We start from the raw sequence: 5,676 nt of genomic DNA on the forward strand, positions 1-5,676 counted from the left end.
GACTGTCCTTCTGCCTGTCACAGTCTCACGTTATTCGAGCTAAGGGCTACCTTTTTTAACGGGCATACAACCCGTGCCGACGTGGAACGGCCTATGTGTCGCTCCACAAAAAATGGGAGCCATTGAGGTGGCTCCCATTTGCGAATTCTCAGCTTGCTAATAGCGTGACCTGCGGGTTGCTGCTATGATAGACATGTCAGGCAAGCGGCTCAGTAGCTTTCCTGGCGCTGTAGAATCGCGAGTTGGTAGCTCGCCTCTACTCGTGCGAAGGTGTTGGTAGCACCAACGCACAGCCCAATAATAGCAGCAGCCCGCCCGCTACGGCGGGCAGGCTGCTATTTTTTTTTGACTATTTTCGCAGGTAGATACACGTACGCTGCCGTACAAAATATGTTCAAATCGCTACAACAAAACCGAATGAAGCGCAAGGGGGCTTCCCAAACGGGAAGCCCCCTTTTTGCTATTTGCCGACGCCGATGGCTAAGGCCCTGCCTTTACAGGACGTGGGGTAGAATCTTGACCGCCGCGAAACCCGTCTGCGGGCAACGCTTCGATCTTTGATTGGAGCGGCCTATGAATTTGATTCTTGAAATCCTGCGTGCCACGGCCTATATGGCCAGCATCATCCGGTCCGTCATGTACGCGATCCGGTGGTGGAAGGAATATAAGCAGAACGGATAGCGAAGGGAGAAAAAAATAGCCCGGCGGGCACCGGGCTATCAATTCGTTCGTACCTGCGTTGCCCGCGTTCCCAAAGTTTGACCGACTAGGAGCGGGTTTCGCGGCACAACCTGATTTTACCCGGTGGGGCGTCTCTTTTGCAGCCGCTCCACCGTTTTTTTACGCCTACCACCAGTGGTGGCCACGGGCGGCGGGATTGCCGCCGCGAACGGTCATGGCCATAGCCGGCGCCGATGTAGCTGAAGCTACCGCGGCGGCTAGTGCTTGGGGCCGCGGTGCTTCTGCTCAGTCTGGGGCGGCTCGGGCCTGCGCGGCGCGGTGTCCTCGCCCGCGAGACGCGCCCGCTCGTCGGCGAGCTTTCGGCGCTCGACTCCCAGCGCCGCGGCCTCCCGCAGGGGACCAGACAGCATCGCGGCAGAATTGCCGCCCTGCAGCGTCCTGATTTTGAGGTCGAGCGCGGCGATCTGCTCGTCGAGCTGAACGATAAGCTCGGCGCGGGTGTCGGTCTGGTCCGCTGCCGCGGCGGTCGCGCGCTTCCTTGCCGCGGTAGCCGCCGCGGCGGTGGCCATAGCCGCGCGGCGGCGCTTGGCTAAGGCCGCCTTGCGCTGACGCTCGCCCTTGCGCGGTCGCGACTGCCACGAATGCTCGGCCGTGCGGCGCTTGCTCTCGAGGTCGGCGATCTCCTGCTGCAGCTGCTCGAGGGCGGCGCCCTCGTTCTGCAGCTCGGAGCGCAGGACGCACAGGCGGGCGTTGCGCTCGCGTATCTCCTTGTTGAGTTTCACGCGGTCGGTGTGCCCGATCAGCCCCGCGCCGCCCTCGTGGACGGTCGGCTGCTCGTCCAGCCCCCTATCTTTATTAGAGCGATGGTCTATGGCCACAGCCGCGGTACCAGTGGCCGCGGCGTGCGCCGCGAGGTGCCTGTTCGCGATGCTCGCCCAGGCGGCGCGGACCTCGACCAGCTGCTCCTTCTCCACCTCGCGGGCGCTGCGTCCCTCCGTGCGGTGCATCTTGACGGGGCTCTTGCTGACGCGGTCCTTGGTGCCAAGGCCCTCCGCTTTCGCCTGCTTCATGGTGCGGCGCTTGCCGTCCTCGAAGTTATAGAGCTTCTGCCAGCCGACGGCCTTGGCCGCGGCCCAGTCCGTCGCGGGAATCACGATTCGCTCGCCGCCCTCACGCTCAAGTAGATACCAGCTCCGCCCCTTCTCCGATTTGGGACGCGGCTTGAAGCCGTCCGCACCGAGGTCGAGCGCCGACACCAAAACATGCGCGTGGGGGTTGCCGCCGCGGCCGTCGTCGTGGATCGCCCAGTCGCAGGCCTTGGCGGGGAACAGTGCGCAGAAGTCGCGCACGCAGGCGAGCCGCCCGCGCTCATCCAGCTCGATGGGCAACGCGAACTCGAAGCGCTTGGCCACGAGCTCCTTGCCGCCGCCCGCCTCGGCCCAGACCCGTTCGGCCTCGTTCCAGAGGGCACCGCGGTCGATGGGCGGCGCGGCGGCGGGCAGGGCCAGCCCCTGGGCGGTCACGCGCTCCTTGCGGGCATAGTCGCAGAGCCGCCCCGACCGTTCCTCGACGAGCGCCTGTCCAGATTGATAGGCGGCCTTGCGGACAGCGCCCGCGCCAGTCGAGGGCGAGCAGCCGCGGGCGTTGAGGTGGTAGATGGCCATGCGAGTTCCTTTCAGGCAAGGGGCGCGGAGCGCAAGGGAGCGGATGCGACCGCGCAGCCCCGCCGCCGTGTACGTGAGCCGCCCAAGGCGAACGGGCGCTACGGCGTGGGCGTAGGGCCGTCTGCCAAGACCGCACGCAACGCACCGCTTTTGCGCAGCAAAAGTGGTGCTAAGTGCGCACTACTAAAGTAGTGATATACCCTGCCTGCGTAATTTTACCGCGTAGATGGGTATATTTTTCTGCGATGACAAACCGTAACGAGCAGGAAGGGCGGTCGATATGACGGCTTCGATTGACGAGCAGATCGCACGGAAGAGGGCCGCGGCCGACAAGCAGGCCGCGAGGGCGGCGGCGCTGAAGAAGGAGCTGCGGGACCTCGAGAAGAAAAAGGCCGCGGCGGATCGGAAGGCTCGAACCCACCGCCTTGTGGAGGTCGGCGCGATTCTCGAACAGACCGCCGGCATGACCTTTGACACCGAGGACAGCCGCCGCGCCCTGTCCGTCGCGCTGACTGAGGAGCTGCGATACACGAACGGCGTGCCATTCACCCGCGGCGGCCAGATCGCCGAGGCCGTCGGCATGCTGCTGGAGGCCGACGGTGAACGTTAAGGTCTACTACTCCGCCTACCGCGCCGCGGACGGCACGGCCCTCTACTACGGGGACGGCCCAGACCGCGGCCAATTCGTCCGCCGCGGCCGCATCGAGAGCTATTACACCCGCGCCGACGGCTCGGCCGCGATCACAATGGAGTGTTTCGGCGTGAGCCCGAACGGGCTCAAGGTAGAGCTTTGGTCGAGCTGCGAGGACAGCCCCGACGACGCGACGAGGAACCGCGCCGCCGCGGTCAACGCCTACGATGCCGACGGGGACGAGTTCGGCGCGGCGAGGGAGGCCGCGGCGCGGTCAACCGATGACAATCGCGGACTTGTCCGCACCATCGCGTCCATGCCAGCGAAACTCGCTGACGCGGGCCGCGCCGCGGCCGACCCCTACGAGTTCTTCGAGATCGCGGGGGCGACACTCGGAATCTACCGCGTCGACGTGGACGGCGAGGTCTACTGGACCCTTAGCGAGGAGTGACACGATGAAGGTTCGCATCGACGGAACCCCTGAGGAAATCGAGCAGGCGGCGCACATCTTCGGCCCCAGCTGCAGCCCTATCAAAATCACCAAAAAGCGCGACGGGGGCAACTTCGGATACCTCGAGGTCGAGGAACGTCCCAAGATCATCTGCCTGGATTGCGAGACCACGGGCCTCGACCCCAACGAGGACGAGATTCTTAGCTTGAGCATCGTCGATTGGGACGGCAAAGTGCTCCACGACAGGAGGTACAAGCCCACGCGCAAGACCGAGTGGCCCGATGCGGAGAGGGTCAACGGCATCTCGCCGGAGTCGGTCGCGAAGTGCCGCGGCATCTGGCAGGACGATGGCAGAATCGGCCAGATCATCTGCGATGCCGACGAGATCATCGGCTACAACGTCGGCTTTGACATGAGTTTCCTCAGTGCCGTCAACATCGGACCGTATAGACCGGGCCGCAAGCCGCGCATCACCGACACCATGTACGAGTTCGCCAAACTCCAGGGGGACTGGGACGGCGCTCGCGAGGATTACAAGTGGTACAAGCTGACCGAGGCGGCGCGGATCGCCGAGTACGAGTGGACTGATAAGTCCCACGGGTCCCTTGCGGACGCGCTGGCGTGCCTTGCCGTCCAGAAGTACGTCGATGCCGAGTGGCGGCGCCTCCGCGGGCCCGAGGGCATCCAGATGCTTTACCCGAATTTCAGGTTCTGACGCGATACCGCCGCACTGACGCGTCTTTTGGGTCGAGAATCGATGCGAACCGAATCACGCCCCAAAAGACGCGTCATGCGTCGAGATGGGGCGGGCTGTGAACCGATTCACTGCCGCGACTTGATATAATCGCAGGTAGATTGATATATGAAGGTGCCAATAATAGGCCTTATGTTAGCTTGTATGGGAGATGCGCGACCGTGAACGATTCAACCCGTGACGCGACCAAAAAGACCGATGCCGCGACTTTGAGCACGATCGCGGACGTCGCCAAGGCGTGCGGCGTGTCCAAATCGACCGCCGCACGCCGTCTCAAGGAGCTGGGCTTGGCCACCGTGACCGACCCCGGCGACCGCCGCGGCCGTCAGCTGCTCCCGCCCGCATCCGCGTCCGCGCTCGCCGCGGCGCTGATGCCGTCCGACGGGCCCGCGCCCGAGGACCCCGAGGCCGTCCTCGATCTGGTCGCGGCCCAAGTCGAGCCGTACCGCGACCAGATCGCCGCGCTCGAGCGCGAGGTCGAGCGGCTGACCGACCAGATCGCCAACCGCGACGCCGCGGCGGTCGAGGCCATCGCGCAGGCCGAGCAGCGCATCGAGGACCTGAAGCGCGAGAACGCCCAACTCCGCGAGGACCTTGCGCTGAGCCGCCGTTTGGAAGGGTTCCACTGGCCCTGGACGCGCGACAGGATTAAAGCGCAGCATCTGCTACCAAAAAGCACTGAATAGCAGGCAGAACCTCTATCCCAGAGGGTGACTGGCGGTCCATTGAAAGCGCGGAAAATCAAAGATTTACCGCCCTTCCAACAGCCCGCCCGCCCGCTTCGGCGGGGCCAAAAACGGCCATGAAAACGCTTCGCGTTTCCTACGGCCTACCCCGCCTACGCTGCGGTTTTTCGTTTCACTATTTGGGAGAGTATCAAGAGGTTATCCAGGACGCGGGTGCATGAGGGGCGCGTAGCCCCTCATCAGAGGGAGCGAAGCGACCGTGCCTGGACGATGGGCGTGCGGGTTGCCCTGGCGGGGGCGGCGGCGGGTCGGCTGGATGGATTGACCGTCCATCGGTCTCCGTGCCGATGCTGGGAGTGCGGTTACGCTGCGCGGCTTTGGCCGTGTGTGAGTGACGACTTAGTTTCTTTGGGATGCGTAGTCGAGACAGACTGCGGCCGCCCCCCCCCAATCGAACCAACCGCTTTAAACGGAAAACCCTCAACTGTCCCTTGGGTTTTTAGGGTCGACCTCCACAGCCTTCCTGAGCTTTCCCGAGTCCTCGCTTCGCCATGTGTCACGTCGCGTCGGGGCATTAGCCCTTTTACCAGAGATTTTATTTGTTGAGCGGGACGGACCAAACCTCCCCGCGCTCGGCTTACGTTGGGCGGGAGCGCCGAACAGCTCCGATCGCCACGGACAGGTTGCGGACGTTTGCTTGACCTTGAAGCCATCGCTCCATCACCAGGGTGTTGCTCACCAGAAGGCGGCCGATATTGCCGCCTGGGGGTGCGCCCTGACCTACGCCTAGGGGTCGACTAGTCCATATG

At 64.0% G+C, this 5,676-nt stretch carries 5 protein-coding genes; 4 read left to right on the plus strand and 1 reads right to left on the minus strand.

Translation table 11 applies throughout. The annotated features are described in order from the left end of the window. Positions 1-938: 938 nt before the first annotated feature. The gene (locus ACEG18_RS09630; protein WP_372542571.1) at positions 939-2,345 is read right to left on the minus strand and encodes a MobA/MobL family protein; all 1,407 of its coding nucleotides are present in this window, start codon (positions 2,343-2,345) and stop codon (positions 939-941) included. Positions 2,346-2,625: 280 nt separating this feature from the next. Here ACEG18_RS09630 and ACEG18_RS09635 point away from each other — a divergent pair, with 280 nt between their 5' ends. The 4 genes from ACEG18_RS09635 (at position 2,626) to ACEG18_RS09650 (ending at position 4,867) form a co-directional block, all read left to right on the plus strand. Next, positions 2,626-2,955, plus strand: a complete 330-nt coding sequence (locus ACEG18_RS09635) for a hypothetical protein (RefSeq protein ID WP_372542573.1) — start codon at positions 2,626-2,628, stop codon at positions 2,953-2,955. Then, complete coding sequence (locus tag ACEG18_RS09640) at positions 2,945-3,427, plus strand: hypothetical protein (protein WP_372542574.1); 483 nt, start codon at positions 2,945-2,947, stop codon at positions 3,425-3,427. Before ACEG18_RS09635 ends, ACEG18_RS09640 begins: the two co-directional genes overlap by 11 nt. Positions 3,428-3,431: 4 nt before the next feature. Then, complete coding sequence (locus tag ACEG18_RS09645) at positions 3,432-4,142, plus strand: 3'-5' exonuclease (RefSeq protein WP_372542576.1); 711 nt, start codon at positions 3,432-3,434, stop codon at positions 4,140-4,142. Between the two features lie 200 nt (positions 4,143-4,342). Beyond that, on the plus strand, positions 4,343-4,867 hold the full coding sequence (locus tag ACEG18_RS09650) for an SH3 domain-containing protein (RefSeq protein WP_372542577.1): 525 nt from the start codon (positions 4,343-4,345) through the stop codon (positions 4,865-4,867). Positions 4,868-5,676: the final 809 nt, after the last annotated feature.

The sequence above is a fragment of the Collinsella aerofaciens genome (assembly GCF_041537385.1).
Taxonomy (GTDB): Bacteria; Actinomycetota; Coriobacteriia; order Coriobacteriales; family Coriobacteriaceae; genus Collinsella; species Collinsella aerofaciens_BV.

What these genes read in the sequence shown, in the direction of transcription:
- ACEG18_RS09635 (WP_372542573.1), top strand. Translation starts at nt 2,626, where the DNA reads ATGACGGCTTCGATTGACGAGCAGATCGCACGGAAGAGGGCCGCGGCC.
- ACEG18_RS09645 (WP_372542576.1), top strand. Translation starts at nt 3,432, where the DNA reads ATGAAGGTTCGCATCGACGGAACCCCTGAGGAAATCGAGCAGGCGGCG.
- ACEG18_RS09630 (WP_372542571.1), bottom strand. Translation starts at nt 2,345, where the DNA reads ATGGCCATCTACCACCTCAACGCCCGCGGCTGCTCGCCCTCGACTGGC.